This is a genomic window from Pseudomonas sp. SG20056 (genome assembly GCF_031764535.1).
Taxonomy (GTDB): domain Bacteria; phylum Pseudomonadota; class Gammaproteobacteria; order Pseudomonadales; family Pseudomonadaceae; genus Aquipseudomonas.
In genome coordinates, this window is record NZ_CP134499.1 from 1,694,978 (window position 1) to 1,713,716 (window position 18,739).

At 55.8% G+C, this 18,739-nt stretch carries 17 protein-coding genes, 3 tRNA genes and 1 pseudogene; 5 read left to right on the forward strand and 16 right to left on the reverse strand.

Annotated features, from left to right (window positions below; genetic code table 11):
* Window positions 1-493: 493 nt before the first annotated feature.
* The 6 genes from RHP75_RS08130 to RHP75_RS08155 all read right to left on the reverse strand — a co-directional run bounded on the left by RHP75_RS08130 (window position 494) and on the right by RHP75_RS08155 (window position 3,865).
* Complete coding sequence (locus RHP75_RS08130; RefSeq protein ID WP_311091298.1) at window positions 494-913, reverse strand: VOC family protein; 420 nt, start codon at window positions 911-913, stop codon at window positions 494-496.
* A gap of 89 nt (window positions 914-1,002) precedes the next feature.
* Window positions 1,003-1,428, reverse strand: a complete 426-nt coding sequence (locus tag RHP75_RS08135) for a hypothetical protein (protein WP_311091299.1) — start codon at window positions 1,426-1,428, stop codon at window positions 1,003-1,005.
* Between the two features lie 73 nt (window positions 1,429-1,501).
* Window positions 1,502-1,918, reverse strand: a complete 417-nt coding sequence (locus tag RHP75_RS08140) for a hypothetical protein (RefSeq protein WP_311091300.1) — start codon at window positions 1,916-1,918, stop codon at window positions 1,502-1,504.
* A gap of 651 nt (window positions 1,919-2,569) precedes the next feature.
* A complete protein-coding gene (locus RHP75_RS08145; protein ID WP_311091301.1) occupies window positions 2,570-3,004 on the reverse strand; it encodes a hypothetical protein in 435 nt (144 codons plus the stop codon).
* A 103-nt stretch (window positions 3,005-3,107) separates the two neighbouring features.
* Entirely contained in the window at window positions 3,108-3,491 is a 384-nt protein-coding gene (locus RHP75_RS08150; RefSeq protein WP_311091302.1) for a hypothetical protein, read from the reverse strand.
* Between the two features lie 95 nt (window positions 3,492-3,586).
* Window positions 3,587-3,865 (reverse strand): hypothetical protein, encoded by a 279-nt coding sequence (locus RHP75_RS08155; protein ID WP_311091303.1) that lies wholly within the window; start codon window positions 3,863-3,865, stop codon window positions 3,587-3,589.
* A 158-nt stretch (window positions 3,866-4,023) separates the two neighbouring features.
* Between RHP75_RS08155 and RHP75_RS08160 the strand changes: the two genes are divergently transcribed.
* Window positions 4,024-4,992 carry an integron integrase gene (locus RHP75_RS08160; RefSeq protein WP_311091304.1) on the forward strand — a complete coding sequence of 323 codons (969 nt, stop codon included), beginning with the start codon at window positions 4,024-4,026 and terminating at the stop codon, window positions 4,990-4,992.
* Between the two features lie 92 nt (window positions 4,993-5,084).
* Here RHP75_RS08160 and rimO read toward each other — a convergent pair whose 3' ends face one another.
* The 5 genes from rimO to RHP75_RS08185 all read right to left on the reverse strand — a co-directional run bounded on the left by rimO (window position 5,085) and on the right by RHP75_RS08185 (window position 7,712).
* Window positions 5,085-6,407 (reverse strand): 30S ribosomal protein S12 methylthiotransferase RimO, encoded by a 1,323-nt coding sequence (gene rimO, locus RHP75_RS08165; RefSeq protein WP_311091306.1) that lies wholly within the window; start codon window positions 6,405-6,407, stop codon window positions 5,085-5,087.
* A gap of 144 nt (window positions 6,408-6,551) precedes the next feature.
* Window positions 6,552-7,103, reverse strand: coding sequence for a cytochrome b (locus RHP75_RS08170; RefSeq protein WP_311091307.1), 552 nt, complete (start codon window positions 7,101-7,103; stop codon window positions 6,552-6,554).
* Between the two features lie 136 nt (window positions 7,104-7,239).
* A tRNA-Met gene (locus tag RHP75_RS08175) sits at window positions 7,240-7,316 on the reverse strand.
* Window positions 7,317-7,438: 122 nt separating this feature from the next.
* Window positions 7,439-7,515 (reverse strand) — tRNA-Met (locus RHP75_RS08180).
* 120 nt (window positions 7,516-7,635) lie between these two features.
* A tRNA-Met gene (locus tag RHP75_RS08185) sits at window positions 7,636-7,712 on the reverse strand.
* 206 nt (window positions 7,713-7,918) lie between these two features.
* Between RHP75_RS08185 and RHP75_RS08190 the strand changes: the two genes are divergently transcribed.
* Both RHP75_RS08190 and dinB read left to right on the forward strand, forming a co-directional pair.
* On the forward strand, window positions 7,919-8,134 hold the full coding sequence (locus RHP75_RS08190; protein WP_311091308.1) for a zinc-ribbon domain-containing protein: 216 nt from the start codon (window positions 7,919-7,921) through the stop codon (window positions 8,132-8,134).
* A 22-nt stretch (window positions 8,135-8,156) separates the two neighbouring features.
* Window positions 8,157-9,218 (forward strand): DNA polymerase IV, encoded by a 1,062-nt coding sequence (gene dinB / locus RHP75_RS08195; protein ID WP_311091309.1) that lies wholly within the window; start codon window positions 8,157-8,159, stop codon window positions 9,216-9,218.
* Window positions 9,219-9,291: 73 nt separating this feature from the next.
* Here dinB and rhlB read toward each other — a convergent pair whose 3' ends face one another.
* The 5 genes and pseudogenes from rhlB to RHP75_RS08220 all read right to left on the reverse strand — a co-directional run bounded on the left by rhlB (window position 9,292) and on the right by RHP75_RS08220 (window position 15,945).
* Complete coding sequence (gene rhlB, locus RHP75_RS08200; protein ID WP_311091310.1) at window positions 9,292-10,734, reverse strand: ATP-dependent RNA helicase RhlB; 1,443 nt, start codon at window positions 10,732-10,734, stop codon at window positions 9,292-9,294.
* 104 nt (window positions 10,735-10,838) lie between these two features.
* Window positions 10,839-12,001 (reverse strand): annotated as a pseudogene (locus RHP75_RS08205) (dipeptidase).
* Between the two features lie 227 nt (window positions 12,002-12,228).
* Window positions 12,229-13,167, reverse strand: a complete 939-nt coding sequence (locus RHP75_RS08210; protein WP_311091311.1) for a GGDEF domain-containing protein — start codon at window positions 13,165-13,167, stop codon at window positions 12,229-12,231.
* Window positions 13,168-13,361: 194 nt separating this feature from the next.
* The gene (locus RHP75_RS08215; protein WP_311091312.1) at window positions 13,362-15,263 is read right to left on the reverse strand and encodes an acyl-CoA synthetase; all 1,902 of its coding nucleotides are present in this window, start codon (window positions 15,261-15,263) and stop codon (window positions 13,362-13,364) included.
* A 22-nt stretch (window positions 15,264-15,285) separates the two neighbouring features.
* Window positions 15,286-15,945, reverse strand: a complete 660-nt coding sequence (locus RHP75_RS08220) for an alpha/beta hydrolase (protein ID WP_311091313.1) — start codon at window positions 15,943-15,945, stop codon at window positions 15,286-15,288.
* A gap of 478 nt (window positions 15,946-16,423) precedes the next feature.
* Between RHP75_RS08220 and RHP75_RS08225 the strand changes: the two genes are divergently transcribed.
* Entirely contained in the window at window positions 16,424-17,452 is a 1,029-nt protein-coding gene (locus RHP75_RS08225) for an amino acid ABC transporter substrate-binding protein (protein WP_311091314.1), read from the forward strand.
* A 101-nt stretch (window positions 17,453-17,553) separates the two neighbouring features.
* Window positions 17,554-18,738, forward strand: a complete 1,185-nt coding sequence (locus RHP75_RS08230) for an amino acid ABC transporter permease (protein WP_311091315.1) — start codon at window positions 17,554-17,556, stop codon at window positions 18,736-18,738.
* Window position 18,739 lies beyond the last annotated feature (1 nt).

Sequence of the window (18,739 nt, forward strand, 5' to 3'; positions counted from 1 at the left end):
TAGGCGAGCTTAGAAAACTTAACATTAGCGATTATTGCCATAACAACACTGCTTATTAAGGCCACAAATGTAAATGGTAGAGCAATACTTTTAAAGAATAAGTGGCCAATTACCGCAGCTATTGCAGTGCCAAAAAATACGGAAATTAAAATTGTGCTCCTTGGCTGATATATCTGGGATGCCAAGCCGAATGATACTCCAGAAAATATCGCAGGAAGAGAACCAAAAATGTAAGACCCTGGAATTGCCATGAGCAGGAAAAACAAAATTCTCTCATTCATATAGAAAATTAAAGGCAGTGAAATCAGTAGCGCCCCAATTGGCGGCCCAATTAATAAAAACCTTAATGTAATCTTTAGTGCATGCCGAGCGCTAATTTGCATTGTTTGCCTAACGTTTGGTTAAGGGGCGGGCTTTAGCCCGTCCCGAGTGAGCGAAGCGAACGGCTTGAACCATATGTTAGAAGCCTTACGCGGAACTGCTTTTTGAGCGGTTACTTAGGCTGCCTAATAGTTCTGCATACTGCAGCAATTTTGTTGCCATCTGGGTCGCGGACATAAGCGGCATAAAAATCGCTAGCGTACTGCGGCCGTAGTGCTGGTTCTCCTTCAGATGTGCCACCGTTCTCAATTGCTGCTACGTAGAAATTTTGGACTTCTTCCCAAGTATTGGCACGAAGAGCAACCATTGTGCCGTTGCCAGAAGTTGCAGTGTTTGCGTTGAAAGGCGTGCATACCCAGAGTGCAAGTTCTTGTACCCCTCCTGCCTCATAGGTGCCCCAACCGGCCCAACCTTCCCAATTCGGTTCGTCACCTGTGTTGCATCTATTGAGGCCTAGCGGGGCAAGTGCTGCGTCATAGAATTTAATTGCGCCATTAAGATTGTTTGTGCCGAGGCATATGTATGCAAACACAGATATTTACCTATGGCTTCTAACGTTTGGTTAAGGGGCCGGCTTTAGCCGGTCCCGCAGTGAGCGAAGCGAACGACTTGAACCAGTTGTTAGGCTTTCTCGGATTCTCCGTCGTCACACGGATAAACAGAGAGGCCGAGCGTTATATTAGATTTTCCTAGCGCTAACAGTAAAGCAGGTGGAAAACTGTAACTTTGAGAAAATGGATTTGTTATTTCTGCACCGAAGTCTATGACTGCACCTTCTAAACCTGGGCTTGATGATAAGCGCTCCAGCCACGAGTGGTGCATAGATAGAAAATTAACGGCACTTTCTATCTGTGTTTGGATTTCTGAAAAATCTGCGTTGCTGACGAGAAAATTTACGCCAGAGCTATTGTGCAATTTCAGCATTGTCTGACTTTCAGGAAAACGCCGCTCGCCAATAATCCAGATTTTGTCCGCAACAATAGGGACACTCTGAATTGCTTCTTTGGGGTCGAACTCTTTGCCCCAGAATCGAAGTATGCAGCTCATGTGATTTGCCTAACGTTTGGTTAAGGGGCGGGCTTTAGCCCGTCCCAGTGAGCGCAGCGAACGATTTGAACCACTAGTTAGGTTCTTGCGCAGATTTATATAATAGAGCATCCCATTTTCTTTGCATTTCCTCGGAGGAAAATTTAAAAGGTTGTTCTTTATAAAAAGCTATCGCTTCTTCGATTTGGGTACTGAGTGCTGTGCTGAATTTTTGATTCGGGCGCTTCTCTAAGAAGTCAGCTGCGAGAACGATGCGACTGTAATATCTCTCCTGAGCAAGATTAAGTGCTAAATCGAGTTTGTGGTCGGCGTGTGCTTTAAGCATATAAAAGTCATGCTTGGCCTCGTAGGCTAAGTTCATACTCGAATCGTCAAGATATATTTCTTCAAATGCGTCTTGTGAATATTTTACTCCAACATAATAGCCAGCAAAGCATGATGCAAATATTAGCGCTGCTAAAGCTACAGAAAGGACAACGCGTATTTTCATATGTGGAACCTAACGTTTGGTTAAGGGGCGGGCTTTAGCCCGTCCCAGTGAGCGAAGCGAACGGTTTGAACCAGTTGTTAGGCAGTTCATGTCGTGCGCTCGTTCTGAGGCGTCAGGCTAGATACGCTTGCATAGAAAGAATAGGCAATAGACATACTTCTGGGTTTTAACGAAGGAAGCTCATTGTGCAGAAAGGCTACTTGTGCTTCGAGAGTGCAGCAATCCTCAAGCTGGTAGCAAAATATGACTATTGGGTCGTCAAGGTTTTCGCCCATACATTTAACAGTCGCCCACTTAATAAAATTGTTAACCTCAAACTCAGATTGGATATTAAGCGCTGATACTCGCAAGCCAAATTCTTCGGTAAACGTAAGCTCTATTGGCCTATAAGGAAATTCATAAATTGGTCGTTTAAGACAAGCATCGGGGCCGTCGAGTGATAGCTGGACTAGAGCCTCGTCGGGATTGTTGGATACTCCAATGTGAGCATCAACCCACGCGATTAGTTCTTCTGAGCTTACAAGCCCAAGCTTCCATAATGACAGAGCGATACTCAAAGTTTCCATACAGAGCCTAACGTTTGGTTAAGGGGCCGGCTTTAGCCGGTCCCGAGCGAGCGAAGCGAGCGGCCTTGAACCATATGTTATGTGTTTACTTGATTGGCGTAACATTTTCTTTAGATTCTATTTCATGCATTGGAATGGATATAGGAACATCTACTGCTTTCTCGAAGTCCTCGGTGGTTGTATACGCCTCGCGGAGCTTTTGAAATGACAGACAGTTTGTGCACTCATGGACTTCGATAATGGTAATAGTTGACCCTTTGGGAAGTACAGCAAATGTTACTTCTTCAGGTGCCTTGTGATGAACTTCATATAGCTTGCTAATCATGTAAGTGTCAATTCTAGAGCTGTAGCCTGGAGGAAGATTGATGCCGTGAATGCTCATGTTGTTTTTGAGCACGTATGTTTTCCCGATATATTGCAAGAAATCAGGCTCGGCGCTTATGTTTTTATATGTTGATTTGCAACCTGAAGCTAGTGTGGCAAAGAATATGAATATTGAATAAAGCGCAAGTCGGTTCATGAGGCACCGGCACATAACGTTTGGTTAAGGGGCGGGCTTTAGCCCGTCCCAGTGAGCGAAGCGAACGGTTTGAACCAGTTGTTATAGGAAGTCAACACGTTTTCTATTTGGTTCGGTAGTAGCTGTAAATGCCTTTGGCCTTTGAGTAGCCGTAAAAGGCCAAATAGCCAAAAGCGACAATGGTTATTGCTGGTCCCGCCGCATTTATTCCAGTCATATAGGTTATATAAATTCCGCCTAGGATGATCAGAGCCACGTAAGCGGTAAGCGTTCTATTTTTTGCAGACAGGGCTAATGGCAGCACTGACAGAACAATAAGATGAGTTGCAACTGTGGTAATAATTTCTGAAATCAGATTTATTGGTATGGTGCCAGTTTGTGCATGGGCGATTTTTATAATGGCTTGATACGCAAAGTAATTTAAGCCCGACACAATGGCTGTGCTGAGGAAAAGTATTGGTGCATATTTTTTTATTGCGTTGTGCATAGAGACAGAGTGATTCCTATAACGATTAAGCTAAGGGGCGGGCTTTAGCCCGTCCCAGCGAACGAAGTGAGCGATTTGAGCGCATTGTTATACGGCTATTTCGCATGCAATATTTTGGTGTTGAGGTATTTTAGTATTTCTTTGCAATCGGATTCGTAGCCGTGGTTAGGTATGTTATTTATAATTTTTGCCCAATTTTTAAATTCTTCGCGGTTTTCAGTTTTCGCAACGATTTCCGCACCAGAGCCGAGCCTTGACAAGATTTCGGAATAGCACATGTTTTGACTGAATGAATTTGAAAAGACACCAGCATAAAAAATAATGACGGCAGCAATAATGCTTACGGCAACAGTGTTAACTGTTTTCAGGTACACCGCAGACTCTCCTTAGCCTTATAACTATAATTAGACGACATTCCTGTCGCATAAAACCCCTAGAGGGTGTCTGATAACGTTCCTTGTCGTTCTGCAAGTCCTTGTCTAGCTTGGAGTAGGTCGTGACAAACGCGACATTACCCAGGGAGCAACACGACATGGATGACGGCAAGCCAAAATTGCTGGGGCAGGTGCGCCAGCAGATTCGTTTGAGAAACTATTCGATTCGTACCGAGGCTGTCTATGCCGAGTGGGTGAAGCGTTATATACGTTTTCATCGTTATCGGCATCCCGCTGAAATGGGGGCTGCGGAGATTGAGGCGTTTTTGAGTCATTTGGCTGTCGACCGGAATGTATCAGGCTCCACGCAGAATCAGGCGTTGGCGGCGCTGTTGTTTCTTTATAAGCAGGTTTTGGGGGTTAACTTGCCTTGGCTGGATGACATCGTTCGTGCCAAGAAGCCCAAGCATCTACCTGTTGTGCTGGCCCGTGATGAGGTGGCGCGGGTGTTGGATGAGTTGTCGGGTGTGCAGTGGCTGGTGGCCAATCTGCTTTATGGTGCCGGGCTGCGCTTGCTGGAGGCTTTGCGGCTGCGGGTCAAGGATATCGATTTTGCCCGGGGTGAATTGCTGGTGCGTGATGGCAAGGGGCAGAAGGACCGGGTGACCATGTTACCGCAGCGTTTGATCTTGCCCTTGCAGGAGCATCTTCAGAAAGTCGCTGTTTTGCATCGTACCGATCTGTCGGAGGGTTTTGGTCGCGCCAATTTGCCGTTTGCGTTGGCGCGCAAGTATCCGAATGCGGCGGCGGAATGGGGTTGGCAATTTGTCTTTCCGTCAGGCAATCGTTCGCAGGATCCGCGTTCCCAGGGCATCTTTCGCCATCATGTGCATGAGAAAACCATTCAGCGTGCGGTACGCGAGGCGGTAAGGCGCGCAGGTTTGATTAAGCCGGCAACGCCACACACATTTCGTCATTCGTTCGCGACTCATCTGCTCGAGGCTGGTCAGGACATTCGTACTGTGCAGGAGTTGCTCGGTCACGCGGATGTGAAGACGACTCAGATTTATACCCATGTGCTCAATCGTGGTGCTCTGGGTGTGCTTAGCCCGCTTGATCGTATCTAGTAGGCAGCGTTGTTCGTTGATCCCTGTTGAGGCACTAACAAAAGCCCCGCACGAGGCGGGGCTTTGGGGTGGTTCACGTAGCTGCGTGACGCTTAGATCAGCTCGGCCCACATGTCGTATTCGTCGGCGTCGATGATGCGCACGCGCACCTTGTCGCCCGGATTGACCTCGGTGCTGGCGATAAACACGCTGCCGTCGATCTCTGGCGCATCGGCGTAGCAGCGGGCAACGGCGCCTTGGTCGTCGACTTCATCAATCAGCACGTCCATCTCCTTGCCGACCTTGAGTTGCAGGCGGGCGGTGCTGATGGCTTGCTGGTGGGCCATAAAACGGTCCCAGCGATCCTGCTTGACGTCATCGGGTACCGGGTTGTCGAGCAGGTTGGCCGGGGCGCCCTCTACCGGTGAGTACTGGAAGCAGCCGACGCGGTCGAGCTGCGCTTCGGTCAGCCAGTCGAGCAGGTACTGGAAGTCTTCCTCGGTTTCCCCGGGGAAACCGACGATAAAGGTCGAGCGGATGGTCAGTTCCGGGCAGATCTCGCGCCAGGCTTTGATCCGCGCCAGAGTCTTGTCTTCGAAGGCTGGGCGCTTCATCAGTTTGAGTACGCGCGGGCTGGCGTGCTGGAAAGGGATATCCAAGTACGGCAGGATTTTGCCGGCTGCCATCAGTGGGATCAGTTCGTCAACGTGCGGGTAGGGGTAGACGTAGTGCAGGCGCACCCACACGCCCATGCTGGAGAGTGCTTCGCAGAGTTCGGTCATGCGGGTTTTCACCGGCTGGCCGTTCCAGAAGTCGGTCTTGTATTTCATGTCCACGCCATAGGCGCTGGTGTCCTGAGAAATCACCAGCAGCTCTTTGACGCCGGCTTTGACCAGGCGCTCGGCTTCGCTGAGTACTTCGCCAACCGGGCGGCTGACCAGCTTGCCGCGCATCGACGGGATGATGCAGAAGCTGCAGCTGTGGTTGCAGCCTTCGGAGATCTTTAGGTAGGCATAGTGGCGCGGGGTGAGCTTGATGCCCTGTGGCGGCACCAGGTCGATCAGCGGGTTGTGGTCCTGGCGCGGCGGCACGACTTCATGCACGGCGTTGACCACTTGCTCGTACTGCTGCGGGCCGGTGACCGAGAGCACGCTGGGGTGTACGTCACGGATGCTGCCTTCTTCCACGCCCATGCAGCCAGTGACGATCACCTTGCCATTTTCTTTGATCGCTTCGCCGATCACTTCCAGGGATTCGGCTTTGGCGCTGTCGATAAAGCCGCAGGTATTGACCACCACCACGTCGGCGTCCTGATAGGTCGACACCACTTCATAACCTTCCATGCGCAGCTGGGTCAGGATGCGCTCGGAGTCCACCAGCGCCTTGGGGCAACCGAGTGATACAAAGCCGACTTTCGGCGTGGCGGGGGTGGACATGGCGTTAACCTCAGGCGTGTACGGATGGATGCTGGGCGCTTGACGCGCCTCTGATCAAAAAGTGCGCAATTCTAGCGGCGACGCTGGCAATTGACCAGCGCTGAGCGTCGCCTTGATAAGGGTGGAGCTGATTGCCTGGCGACGTCAGGACTGCTTGCTTGGCAGCATGCGCGTCAAGGTGTTGTCGCGCACGACAAAATGGTGGAGCAACCCAGCGATGGCGTGTAGGCCGATCAACCAGTATCCGGCGCTGCCGGCCAGTTCATGCCATTCCTTTACAGTGCCGGCCAGATCCGGGTTCTTGTCGACCAGTGGTGGTAACTCCAGGCCAAAGAATGGGATGGGTTTGCCTGCTGCGCTGAGGATCAACCAGCCGGCCAGCGGTGCGCCGATCATCAGGCCGTAGAGTGCCAGGTGCATCAGTTTTGCCGGTATGGCTTGCCAGCTGGGCAGTGCGGGTTGGATGGTCGGCGTCGGCGCTATTACACGCGCCAGCAAGCGTAGCCAGACTAGTGCGAAGACTGCGAGGCCGAGCATAAAGTGCCACTGCTTGAGCAGCTCGCGCGTATCGCTGCCTTTGGGGAAATTGCCTTTGAGTTCGATACAGGCGTAGACGCCGACAATCAGAATCAGCATCAGCCAATGCAGGGCGATGGACAGGCTACCGTAGCGCGATTCGGTATTTTTCCAGGACATGGTGGTGTGGGCTCCGGGGCGGTAAGTGAGGATCGGCTCCAGTTTAGATAGGCAGGCCGGGAGCCTTGTTGAGCTTGATCACTTAAATCACGCACAAACAAAAAGGCCACTCGATTGAGTGGCCTTTTTGAGTATCTGGTTGCGGGAGCTGGATTTGAACCAACGACCTTCGGGTTATGAGCCCGACGAGCTACCAGACTGCTCCATCCCGCGCCGGCCATTCTATATAGAAATCACGTGCTGTCAACAAAATAGTGTTTTTAATCAAATGCTTAGCTCGTGTTGGCGAGGGAAACAAAAAAGGCCACTCGATTGAGTGGCCTTTTTTGAGTATCTGGTTGCGGGAGCCGGATTTGAACCGACGACCTTCGGGTTATGAGCCCGACGAGCTACCAGACTGCTCCATCCCGCGCCGGCCATTCTATACAGGAACGGTGCTTTGTCAATTGATTAGTGGTTTTTAATCAATAACTTAAATCGGTTGGGCGGAAATGCAAAAAGGCCACTCGATTGAGTGGCCTTTTTGAGTATCTGGTTGCGGGAGCCGGATTTGAACCGACGACCTTCGGGTTATGAGCCCGACGAGCTACCAGACTGCTCCATCCCGCGGCGCCAATTCTAGCGTCTAAATGCTCCTTGTCAACCTAAAGGTGGCTAGAAGTTGTTTTTATTCAGATGCTTAGCCGTGCGTTGATTGATTTTGCGCTGCAGAACCCTGTGCTAGAGCCTGATTGAGCGGACAGCTTTGCTTTTGGAATAGCCCGCAACCGGGCTGTTGGGCTAGAGTCCGTGCCCATATAAATGGGAGGAATATTATGAGCGTTGAATGCAAAGCCTGTGGTGCTCAGGTGCCAGCCGATGCCAAGACCTGTCCGGGGTGCGGCGCTGCCGTGGCGACGAAGACCAAGCTGGTGCCATTGGCTGCGTTTATGCTGATCGTCATCCTGATTATCCAGTCTTATATGACTAAGTCTGAGGATGCGGCGAGCGAAGCCACGCCGGCAGCGCCTGTCAGCTCAGCCGAGCAGTAGCAGCAAGACTGGTGGCTTGGCGATGAACAGCCGCAAGATCATTCACGTGGACTGTGATTGCTTTTACGCAGCCATCGAGATGCGGGATGACCCGAGCCTAGCCAGTAAACCCTTGGCGGTGGGGGGCTCGGCAGATCGGCGTGGGGTGATTGCCACCTGCAATTATGAAGCGCGCAGCTATGGCGTGCGCTCAGCGATGGCTTCCGGTCAAGCGTTGAAGTTGTGTCCGGATCTGGTCATCGTTAAACCGCGGATGGATGCCTACAAGGCGGTGTCGCGAGAGATTCAGGCGATCTTTCGCGATTACACCGAGCTGATCGAGCCGCTGTCGCTGGATGAGGCTTATCTGGACGTCACCGACAGCCCGCACTTTGCCGGCAGTGCCACGCGTATCGCTCAGGATATTCGTCGGCGGGTCTCGCAGGAGCTGCATATCACCGTCTCGGCGGGCGTGGCGCCGAACAAGTTTCTGGCCAAGATCGCCAGTGACTGGAAGAAGCCTAACGGCCTTTTTGTGATTACCCCGGATCAGGTTGAGGATTTTGTTGCCGCCTTGCCGGTGAGCAAGCTGCATGGCGTAGGCAAGGTCACGGCGGACAAGCTCGGGCGTTTGGGCATTCGTACCTGCAGCGATCTGCGCGAGTGGAACAAGTTGGCGTTGGTCAAGGAGTTCGGCAGCTTCGGCGAGCGCTTGTGGGGGCTGGCGCGCGGGATTGATGAACGAGTCGTGCATAACGACAGTCGGCGCCAGTCGGTCAGTGTGGAAAACACTTTTGATAAGGATCTGCCGGATTTGGCCGCCTGCCTGGAACAATTGCCCGCGCTGCTGGAACAACTGGCCAAGAGAATGGAGCGGCTGGATGCGAGTTATCGGCCGGATAAGCCCTTCGTCAAAATCAAGTTTCACGACTTTAGCCAGACCACCCTGGAACAGGGCGCGGCGCGGAGTGATCTGGAGAGCTATACGCGGCTGATGAGCACCGCCTTCGCCCGTGGCAACAAGGCGGTGCGTCTGCTCGGCGTTGGTGTGCGGCTGCATGACTTGCGCGGCAGACACGAGCAGTTGGAGTTGTTTGCACCCTGAGGACGGATGATCCGGTCTGCACGTATAAAAAAGGCGAAGCCGCAGGGCTTCGCCTTTTTTAGTTACGCATGTATCAGTGCTTGCGCGGTACCGGCTTGAGCAGCTCGTCTGGCGGCATTTCGCAGGCAATCTTGCGGCCTAGCAGGGCTTCGATGGCAGGCAAGGCGTAGGCGTCGTCTTCGCCAGCAAAGCTGATCGAGGTGCCGCTGGTGCCGGCGCGGCCGGTACGACCGATGCGGTGCACGTAGTCGTCCGGGGTTTCCGGCAGGGTAAAGTTGATCACGTGGCTGATGGCGTCGACGTGGATGCCACGGCCGGCCACGTCGGTAGCGACCATCACGCGAATCTTGCCTTCGCGGAAGCCTTCCAGGGCGCGGATGCGCTTGTGCTGTGGCACATCGCCGGACATCTGTACGGCGCTGATGCCGTCGCGCGTCAGGCGTTCTTCAATGCGTCGCACTTCATCCTTGCGGTTGGCGAAGACCATCACACGAATCCAGTCGTTCTGGGTGATCAGGTTGTACAGCAGCTTGTACTTGTCGCTGCCGGCCACGGCATAGACGTGCTGCTCGACGGTATCGCTGGCGACGTTTTCCGGTTCGATCTCGACGATCGCCGGGTCGGTGGTCCACTGCTTGGCCAGGTTCATCACGTCGTCGGTGAAGGTGGCGGAGAAAAGCAGAGTCTGGCGCTCGCCCTTCATTGGGGTCTGACGGATGATCTGGCGGACCTGGGGGATAAAGCCCATGTCGAGCATGCGGTCGGCTTCGTCGAGCACCATCACTTCGACCATGTCCAGGTGCACTTCGCCGCGCTGGTTGAAGTCGAGCAAGCGCCCTGGGGTGGCCACCAGAATGTCGCAGAAGCGCGATTCCAGCAGCTTGAGCTGTTTGTCGAAGTCCATGCCGCCGACAAAGCTCATCACATTGAGGCCGGTGTATTTGGTCAGATCGGCGGCATCTTTTGCGATCTGCACCACCAGCTCGCGGGTCGGCGCAATGATCAGCGCGCGTGGCTCGCCCATATAACGCTCTTTCGGCGGCGGGGTTTGCAGCAGCTGGGTGATGATCGAGATCAGGAAGGCGGCGGTTTTGCCCGTGCCGGTCTGGGCGCGGCCGATGGCGTCGCGACCACTGAGGGTGTAACCCAAGACCTGCGCCTGGATCGGCGTGCAATAAGGAAAGCCGAGATCATGGATCGCATGCATCAACTCGGGGGAGAGCTTGAAGTCATGAAAACGGGTCTTGCCCTCCGCTGGTGCTACGGCGAAGTCTTCCAGCTTCCAAGTGTCGACTGGTTTGGCTGGGCGCTCGCGGCGCGGTTTAGCCGGTTTTACCTTGCTCTGTAACGGTTTTTCAGCGGCTTCAGTGGGACGCGGTGAGGCGCTGCGGCTGGATTTTTCAGCGTTGGCGTCAGGCTGGACGCGCGGTGCGCTGGGCGTTACAGGTGACGGAATTGCTGGGCTAGGCTGCTCGCCCTCGGCTTTGCCGAATATTTTCTTGAGTGCTTTGAGCACGGTCATCTCATCAATTGGTTAAGGAGTGAACGGTCGCCAGTGTAAAGCAAGAAGCCGGCGCGGCGAAGTGCCGCGCCGGATGATGGCTATTGGCTGTTTTTTACTCAATTTTCGGGAAGGCTGGCAAGCAGCAGGCGCTGCACGTTGCCGCCCATAATTGCGGCAATGTCCGCGTGGCTGAAGCCCGCCTTGAGCAGGCCTTCGGTCAGTTGCGGCAAACCGGTGACATCAAACGGCGCATGAATGGTGCCGTTGAAATCCGAACCCAGCGCCACGTGCTGTACGCCAATCAATTCTGCGGTATAGCGCATTGCCTTGACGATGGCCTCGACCGAAGTGGCGCAGACGGCGGCATCCCAGTAACCAATGCCGATGACGCCGCCGGTGGCTGCGATGGCTTTCAGATGTTTGTCGCTGAGGTTGCGCGGGCCTTTGCAGGTGCCTTCGACGCCTGTGTGGGAGACCAAGACCGGGCGCGTGCTGATGGCCAGTACATCATCAATCAGCGGGCGCGAGGCGTGGGCCAGATCGATCAGCATGGCTTTTTCTTCCAAGCGCTTGATCACTTGCCGGCCTAGTGGGGTCAGGCCGCCTTTTTCCAGGCCGTGGGCCGAGCCGCCTACTTCATTATCGAAGAAGTGGGTCAGGCCGGTGATGCGGAAACCGGCGTCATAGAGCACGTCGACGTTTTCCAGCTTGCCCTCGATCGGTTGCAGGCCCTCGGTGGCGAGGATCGCTGCTACACGCTGCGGGTCTTTCTGCCAAGTGCTGATAAAGCTGGCCAGATCGCCACGGCTCTTGATCATGACCAGACGACCGTCGCTGTTGGCGCTGGCCTCATTGAGCTTGTGCGCCTGATAGAGCGCGCGTTGCAGCAGGCTGCTCCAGGTTTCCTTGGGCCAGCGTTGGGCCATGGCCAGTAGGGTGATGTTGTCGGTTTCGCCACTGTTACGTTCATAGTTGATGCCACGCGGGGTTTTGGTCACGGTGGAGAACACTTGCAGGCCGACGTGGCCTTCGAGCATGCGCGGCAGGTCGGAGTGGCCAAAGTCATAGCGCTTGAGCAGATCGCGCTCCCACAGCAGCACGTCGTCATGCAGGTCGGCGATAAACAGTTGTTGATGCAGCTGATTGGCCGATTCACTGGCGGGGTAAGGCGCGGGGATTCGACGCTGTTCATCTTGCGGTCAAGCAAGGAGGGCAGGGCAAACACGCTGCCGGCAGCGATCAACAGGATTATCAGCAGGGTGATCAAAATTTTGCGCATAAGAAGGTGCCATCCGGGCGTTGTTGTTATGCGCAGCACTCTAGCAAGAGTGAGTAAGAAATGTGATCGAGTGGATTGCAGTACGGTGCTTTAACCTTTGTTTACGATCTCGCGAGCTAGAGTCCTGCAAGACAAAAACAGGCGAGGAAGCGGAGTTTACTGGTGTAAATGAGCATTCCGAGCCTATTTTTAACGCAGCAGGGCCGACGCGCAGCAGATCGTAGGGGTCAGCCGCAGAGGCAGTCGCGGCCTTGTTGCTTGGCCTGATACAGCGCGCTGTCGGCGCGGGCGATCACGCCTTGCAGGCTGTCCTTGGGTTGCATCTGCGCGAGTCCGATGGACACGGTCACTCCCGGCAGCACGCCAATCGGTGAGTGGAATGAGCTGACAGTGCGTAGAGCCAGGCGCAGCCGTTCGCCGATGCTACGGGCTTCATCGATGCCGATTTCCGGTAGCAGGATGACGAATTCTTCGCCGCCATAGCGGGTCAGACTGTCCTTGGGCCGCAGCTGATTGCGCAAGGTGTGCGCTACCAGGCACAGGGCATAGTCGCCGGCAAGGTGACCGTGCTGGTCGTTGTAGGCTTTGAAGTGGTCGACATCCAGCATCAGCATGCACAGTGGCTTGCCATTGAAGGCGCTGCGGGTGCTTTCGCGTTCGAAGATATGTTCCAGCCAGCGGCGGTTATAGGCGCCGGTGAGGGCGTCGATATTGGCGGTCTGTTCGCTGTCGAGGATGATCCGGTTGCCCTTACGCACGCGGTCGCAGAGCAGTTCGAGCATGTTTTGCATCAGTGCTGGCGATTGTTGGAACAGGTTGAACAGTGATTCGCGGTGCAGGCGCAGCACGCAGCAGGGTTCGGTCGCCACTACATAGGCAGACGGGTGTTCATTGTCGATAAAGCTGATTTCGCCGGCGCAGTCACCAACTTTCAGGGTGCTGACGGCCTGGCTCTCGAGCGAGCCCAAGTAGACCTTGAGTTGGCCTTTGAGCAGCAGATAGAGATATTGGTTGCGGTTGAAGGGCGACAGCAAGACTTCGCCGGCTTCCAGATCGCAGGCACGAAACTCCTTGAGCAGCTGGCTGATGCTGCTGGCGGCGACGTTGTTGAACAGTCGCAGATGGCGAAGTTGTTGCAGGTCAGCCTGCCATTTGGCGTTTTTCATTGGATCGGCAGGTGTGACGGTGGGTTGGGAATGTTGGGCATCGCTAACGCTCCCTGCATTAAGGGCGAACACCATGCCTGAACATATTCCGCTGCCTGTGGCCTGACAATCCTTGTCAGACGCGCGGGCGACCAGTGGTATTGAAGTTGAATGGTTGGTCACAAATCTGGCGCGATCCTTGCGCCAGCGCTTGCTTACTCCGTGGGGTGCAGTTCTATGGCCACCGCAAAGCCTGCCAGGCGTTGGGTGACGGCGTCGGCCAGCGCTGCCTGATCCTTGGGCAGGTAAATGTGGGCGACCTGACCGCGTTTGTCGTCGCTCTGCACTTCCACGCGCAGGCGTGCATCCAGCTCAGCCAGTGCAGCCTGGTAGACGCGTGCAATGGCATCGAAGCGCAGCGCCGGTTTGAAGGTTTTACCCACAGCGGTCAGCGGAATGGCGTCGATAATCCAGGCGTCCTTGGGGATCGCCGCGCGTTCGGGGATGTGTTCGGCAGCATGGGCCAGCAATTCGGCTTCGCTAACCTGGGCGCCGGGCTTGAGTTGCACGTAGACCACTGGCAGCTCGCCGGCTTTTTCATCGGGCTTGCCGACTGCGGCGGCCATCGCTACGGCGGGGTGCTTGTGCAGCGCTTCTTCGATCATCTGCGGGTCGATATTGTGGCCGCCACGGATGATCAGGTCCTTGCTGCGCCCGGTCAGCCAGATATAGCCGTCGGCGTCCACGCGGCCCAGGTCGCCGGTATTGAACCAGTCGCCGTCGATCCAGATGCCGGCGTTCTTGCTGCTCTGCAGGTAACCCTTGAACACCGTGGCGCCACGGATGCACAGGTTGCCGATTTCATTGCGGCCGGCCTCTCTTAGGTAGTTGCCCTGTTCGTCGAGCACTTTGATTGCCACTTCGCAATACGGCATCGGCAGGCCGATGGAGCCGGGGCGGCGTTCACCGGCAGGCGGGTTGGCGCAGCTGCCGCAGGTGCCTTCGGTAAGGCCGTAGCCTTCGATCAGGGTCAGTCCGGTTTTGCTTTCGAACTGGCGAATAAGCTCTACCGGCATCGGTGCGGCGCCGCACAGCGCGTATTTCAGCGAGCTGAGGTCATGGCCTTCGCTCGGAACCTGCAGCAGACCGGCGTAGATGGTCGGCACGCCGCTGAAGAAACTGACCTTGTGGTGTTCGATGATTTTCCAGAAATTGCTGATCAGGTTGGGGTTGCGGTACCCCTGCGGCGTGGCCAGCAGCACTTCGGCGCCGCCGATGAAAGCAGTCAGACCTGTAACAATCACCCCGTTGACGTGAAACAGCGGCAGACCGCAGAGGGTGACATCGCCCGGTTCGAAGCCAGTGACCAGGTTCATGCTGTAAGCCATAGCCACTTCGTTACCGTGGCTGTGCGGCGCGAGTTTCGGCGTGCCGGTGGTGCCGCCGGTGTGGAAGTAGCTGGCAATGTCGTCAGGTGCGATGACTCGGCCGCTTTCCAGGTGATCATCCGGGCAGGCTGCGATCAGCTCATCGAAATCCAGCACGCCGTCCGGCAATGGCCCGCGCTGCGCCTTGATGGCGGTGCGCTGTGGTTCTGGCAGCAGATTGGCCATGTCCACACAGATAATTGCCTTGAGCGCTGGCAGTTGCTCGCGCAGGCCTTCGACCTTGGCCCACAGGTCGGTACCGGGGAAGGGTGCGAGGGTCACCAGCAGCTCGGAGTCCGAGGCCTGGATCAGCTCGGCGATATGTTCCGGGTCGAGCAGCGGATTGATCGCATTGACGATCCCGGCCGCTTCGCCGCCCCAGATGGTGAAGTGGGTGTGCGGCAGGTTGGGCAGCAGAAACGACACCGCCTTGCCTGGGCGCAGGCCCAGGCGGTGGAAGGCGTTGGCGGTCTGGGTGATCTTACCTAGCAGTTGCCCATAACTGAGGCGGTAAGCCGCCTCATCTGCCGTGCCCTGGAGGATAAACGAGAGTGCCGGGGCATCCGCTTGCCGCGCTGCGCTGCGGCGGATCAGCTCATAGGTACTGGCCGGCAGGTCGCGCTCGGCCAGTGGGGTTTGCTCAATCAGCTGGATATCACGCAGGGTCTTGATCGCAGGGATGGCAGGCATAGATGTTTTCGCTCGCAGGCAGTCAACTGGTGAACCGTTGCTCCAGCCAGTCGGCGATGTCGCGGATTTCCTCATTCACCACTTCGTGGCCCATCGGGTAATCACGCCATTGCACGCTGACGCCAGAGGCACTCAGGTAGTCATGGGCTGCACGGCCCATGGCCGGCAGAACTATGTCGTCGAATGTGCCATGCAAACACAGGACCGGCAGTTGTCTTTTTGTATCTGCCAGGACGACCTCGTCGCTGAATGTAGGGGCGTAGGTTGACAGTGCAATTACGCCACCGAGCGCAAACTGCCAGCGTAGGAAGGCAGCGTGCAGCACCACCGCGCCGCCCTGAGAGAAGCCAGCGAGGACGATGCGGGCCGGGTCGATACCGCTGTCACGTTGCGCTTCGATTAGTTCGATCACCTGTTGTGCCGAGGCTTCCAGCTGTTCGCGGTTGATCGCGCGGGCTGGGCTCATGGCCAGAATGTCGTACCAGCTGGGCATGGCATAGCCGCCGTTGATGGTTACCGCCTGGGTTGGCGCTTGGGGCAGAACGAAGCGGGTGCTGTGTAAACGCTTCTGCAGCATCTCAGCAACCGGCATAAAGTCGTAGCGGTCGGCACCCAGGCCGTGCAACCAAATGACGCACGCGTCTGCGGCAAGTGTGGGCTGAAGAATCAAGGGTTCGCTCATCTGAGGCTCCGCTGTGGTGCGCGCGCGCTGATTTAGTGCGCGAGAAAATTTAGGGGGTGGCGATTCTAGAAAGAAGTTGTCGCCAGGGTGCAAGTTTTGCTCTTGACCTGTCCGTATGGTGCTCAAGGCGCGGCGCTGGTACGGGCCTTGCTATACACCTTAGGGACTGATGACGTTGCCTGGTAGTGGTAACACTGCCACCAAACTGGGCACGGAGCAGACTGAAATGCCTTTGCTGGCGTTTCACAGGTTCGCCAGGCGCTGCATGCTGTGCGACAAGTCACTTGCTATCTGTCTCTAGCCCATTCAAATAATGGGCGGGTGAGAGTTTATGGCCGCTGGAGCAATCGGCAACTAAACTCGCGCTAAGGTTTGATCCCCGGTTGAGTGTGTTGCTGCCGACACAGTCAACGAGCCCCATAAGGGTACGGTGGTAGAACCGAGACTCCAAACACAACAAAAGCAACTGGAGGTTTTAATGAAGATGGTGAAATCCACATTGGCAGTACTGACCACCGCCGCTGTTCTCGGTGTCAGCAGTTTTGCTCAAGCAGGCGCTACTCTGGACGCGATCCAGAAGAAAGGTTTCGTACAGTGCGGTATCAGCGATGGTCTGCCTGGCTTCTCCTACGCCGATGAGAAGGGTAACTACCTGGGTCTCGACGTTGACGTATGCCGCGCAGTTGCTGCCGCGGTATTTGGTGACGCTACCAAGGTCAAGTACAGCCCGCTGACCGCCAAGGAGCGCTTCACTGCGCTGCAGTCGGGCGAAGTCGACATCCTCTCGCGTAACACCACCTGGACCAGCTCGCGCGATGCCGGCCTGGGTCTGAACTTTGCCGGCGTGAACTACTACGACGGTCAAGGCTTCCTGGTTAACAAGAAACTCGGCGTTTCCAGCGCTAAAGAACTCGACGGCGCAACTGTCTGCATCCAGGCAGGTACCACCACCGAGCTGAACCTCTCCGACTACTTCCGCGCCAACAGCCTGAAGTACACCCCGATCACTTACGACACCTCTGACGAGAGCGCCAAATCGGTTGAAGCGGGCCGTTGCGACGTGCTGACTTCCGACCAGTCGCAGCTGTACGCACAGCGCATCAAGCTGGCTGATCCGGACTCCTATGTGGTACTGCCGGAAGTGATCTCGAAAGAGCCACTGGGCCCGGTCGTACGCCAGGGTGACGAAGAGTGGTTCGATATCGTGCGCTGGTCGCTCTACGCGATGGTCAACGCTGAAGAACTGGGCGTGACTTCGGCCAACGTTGAAGAGCAGGCCAAGTCCACCAAGAACCCCGACGTAGCACGTCTGCTCGGTGCTGAAGGTGAGTTCGGCAAAGATCTGAAACTGCCGAAAGACTGGGCTGTACAGATCGTCAAGCAAGTGGGCAACTACGGTGAGAGCTTTGAGCGCAACGTCGGTACCGGCAGCGAGCTGAAGATCGAACGTGGCCTCAACGCCCTGTGGAACAAAGGTGGTCTGCAGTACGCACCGCCGGTGCGCTGACCGTCCGCTGCCAGTCGCTCGTCCTGAGTGGCTGGCATTGTTCTGATTGATGTGAACCTCATGCCCGCTGATGCGGGCATGAGGGTTCCAAGAGGGCTTCTATGCAAACCACTGCAAATGTCCCGCGCCCCGGTGGATCGGTCTGGACCGACCCCAAGGCGCGTGCCTGGCTATTTCAAATTCTTGCCGTTATCGCCGTTGTGGCGCTCGGCTGGTTTCTGTTTGACAACACCCAGACCAACCTGGAAAAACGCGGGATCACCTCCGGTTTTTCCTTTCTCAATAACAGCGCCGGTTTTGGCATTGCCCAGCACCTGATCGACTACGACGAAAGCAACTCCTATGGGCGTGTTTTCGTGGTGGGTTTGCTCAACACCTTGTTGGTGTCGGTGATTGGTATTGTTCTGGCGACGTTGTTGGGCTTTCTGCTGGGTGTGGCGCGTCTGTCGCCGAACTGGCTGGTCAGCAAGCTGGCCACCGTGTACATCGAGACGTTCCGCAATATCCCGCCGCTGCTGCAGATTTTCTTCTGGTATTTCGCCGTCATGCTCTCCCTGCCAGGACCGCGGCAGAGCATGGGCATTGGTGAAACCTTTTTCCTCAACAGCCGTGGCCTGTATATGCCGGCCCCAAGTCCGACGGACAGCTTCAGCCTGTTTGCTGGTGCGGTGATCGTCGCAATCATCGGCGTGGTGCTGCTGGCGCGCTGGTCGAAGGCGCGCTTTGAGGCCACTGGCAAATATTTCCCGGTGTCTCTGGGGGCTGTGCCGCTGTTGCTGGTCTTGCCTGGTCTGGCTGTGCTGTTGGGCGGTAATCCGCTGCAGTGGAGCGTGCCGGAGCTGACGGGCTTCAACTTCCGTGGCGGCTGGGTGCTGATCCCTGAACTGATGGCCCTGACCCTGGCGTTGACCATCTACACCGCAGCCTTTATCGCCGAGAACGTGCGTTCCGGGATCATGGCGGTCAGCCACGGGCAGACCGAAGCGGCGCGCTCTCTGGGTCTCCCCGCAGGCAAGACCTTGCGTCTGGTGATCATTCCGCAGGCGCTGCGGGTGATCATTCCGCCGTTGACCAGCCAATACCTCAACCTGGCGAAGAATTCCTCGCTGGCCGCCGGTATCGGTTATCCGGACATGGTCTCGCTGTTCGCCGGTACGGTACTCAACCAGACCGGGCAAGCGATCGAGGTGATTGCCATCACCATGAGTGTGTACCTGGCGATCAGTATCAGCATTTCCATGCTGATGAACTGGTACAACAAGCGCATTGCGCTGATCGAGCGGTAAG

Coding starts and splice junctions, on each gene's coding strand:
- RHP75_RS08190 (WP_311091308.1), top strand. CDS start 7,919: ATGAGCGTTGAATGCAAAGCCTGTGGTGCTCAGGTGCCAGCCGATGCC.
- RHP75_RS08135 (WP_311091299.1), bottom strand. CDS start 1,428: ATGAGCTGCATACTTCGATTCTGGGGCAAAGAGTTCGACCCCAAAGAA.
- RHP75_RS08230 (WP_311091315.1), top strand. CDS start 17,554: ATGCAAACCACTGCAAATGTCCCGCGCCCCGGTGGATCGGTCTGGACC.
- RHP75_RS08140 (WP_311091300.1), bottom strand. CDS start 1,918: ATGAAAATACGCGTTGTCCTTTCTGTAGCTTTAGCAGCGCTAATATTT.
- RHP75_RS08170 (WP_311091307.1), bottom strand. CDS start 7,103: ATGTCCTGGAAAAATACCGAATCGCGCTACGGTAGCCTGTCCATCGCC.
- rimO (WP_311091306.1), bottom strand. CDS start 6,407: ATGTCCACCCCCGCCACGCCGAAAGTCGGCTTTGTATCACTCGGTTGC.
- RHP75_RS08225 (WP_311091314.1), top strand. CDS start 16,424: ATGAAGATGGTGAAATCCACATTGGCAGTACTGACCACCGCCGCTGTT.
- RHP75_RS08220 (WP_311091313.1), bottom strand. CDS start 15,945: ATGAGCGAACCCTTGATTCTTCAGCCCACACTTGCCGCAGACGCGTGC.
- RHP75_RS08160 (WP_311091304.1), top strand. CDS start 4,024: ATGGATGACGGCAAGCCAAAATTGCTGGGGCAGGTGCGCCAGCAGATT.
- RHP75_RS08145 (WP_311091301.1), bottom strand. CDS start 3,004: ATGAACCGACTTGCGCTTTATTCAATATTCATATTCTTTGCCACACTA.
- RHP75_RS08210 (WP_311091311.1), bottom strand. CDS start 13,167: ATGAAAAACGCCAAATGGCAGGCTGACCTGCAACAACTTCGCCATCTG.
- RHP75_RS08150 (WP_311091302.1), bottom strand. CDS start 3,491: ATGCACAACGCAATAAAAAAATATGCACCAATACTTTTCCTCAGCACA.
- dinB (WP_311091309.1), top strand. CDS start 8,157: ATGAACAGCCGCAAGATCATTCACGTGGACTGTGATTGCTTTTACGCA.
- RHP75_RS08215 (WP_311091312.1), bottom strand. CDS start 15,263: ATGCCTGCCATCCCTGCGATCAAGACCCTGCGTGATATCCAGCTGATT.